Source organism: Brachyspira pilosicoli (assembly GCF_008016535.1).
Lineage (GTDB): Bacteria > Spirochaetota > Brachyspiria > Brachyspirales > Brachyspiraceae > Brachyspira > Brachyspira pilosicoli_A.
The window spans coordinates 1-1,037 of sequence record NZ_SAXY01000088.1 but is presented as its reverse complement, the minus strand read 5'-3'; the positions used below and the strand labels follow the sequence as shown (position 1 = coordinate 1,037).

Annotated in this window: 1 protein-coding gene; it reads left to right on the top strand. The window is 25.7% G+C overall.

Annotation, left to right across the window (positions count from 1 at the left end):
• Positions 1–503, top strand: a 503-nt coding sequence (locus tag EPJ72_RS12830) for an integrase core domain-containing protein (RefSeq protein ID WP_147732501.1), incomplete at its 5' end; no start/stop codon positions are given.
• Positions 504–1,037: the final 534 nt, after the last annotated feature.

The window sequence follows — 1,037 nt, the reverse complement described above, 5'->3', positions numbered from 1 at the left end:
AATATATCAAATTAGGCAGAAAAACAGTCTATCAGTTCACTGCTGTCGATTTAGCTACTCGCTATAGTTGGAGGCAAATCTATGAGGATAAAACACCTTATAGTGCTTTATCTTTCTTAAAATATGTATTGAAAACTTCACCTTTTAGGATACAATCTATACAGACCGATAATGGTATGGAATATACTTATCGCTGTATTAATACTCCTAAAATAAATATTTTTGATGAATATTGTCTTAAAAATAAATTAGAACGAAGATATATTCCTGTAGCAACACCAAGATATAACGGCGTAGTAGAAAGAGTACACGGCATAGACGAAAGAGAATTTTATTCACGATTAAATAAAAATATCACAGTAGAATTATTAAGAGAAAAATTAAAAGAATATACACATTTTTATAACAATCAAAGATTGATTTCTTCGTTAGGTTATATTACAATCAAAGAAAGAATCAAAAATATTATAGCAAGTAAAAGTACAATATCTATGGCTCCATGACAGTAGAGTATAAATTTTTTAAGTTTATAAATTTAAAGTTTTTGAATTAAATTTAAAGTTTTTGAATTTTATTGTTTTCCTTTACTGATTTGTATATTTTGATAAGGTTTTAATTTTTATAAAGATAAAATTATTATTTTTGTATATATTAGTAGAGTGTAGATTTAAGATGTTTGCACTTTTTGCAACTTTTTGCTACGGGAAAAAGTTGAATAAAAAAACTTATTATATATTTGAAAAGTTTTAAGTTCATCAATTTTTGTTTTTATGTTTTGGGGGATAGCCCCCATGCCCCCAGTTCTTTTGCCGATAGGCACCTACTCGGTATTGGTATAAAAGAACCAAAAGAACTACATTTTTTAACTTAAAATTTTGGTATTATTTTATATTTGATACATATTCCTAATAGACTTGTTTCAAAAGTCATTTTTTAACTGATAATTATATATTGATGCTAATATAAAAAATCTTGTATTTAACTTTTGTAAATGATTTCGATATCGAGTAGAAAGTATTTTATATCGTTTGAGAACT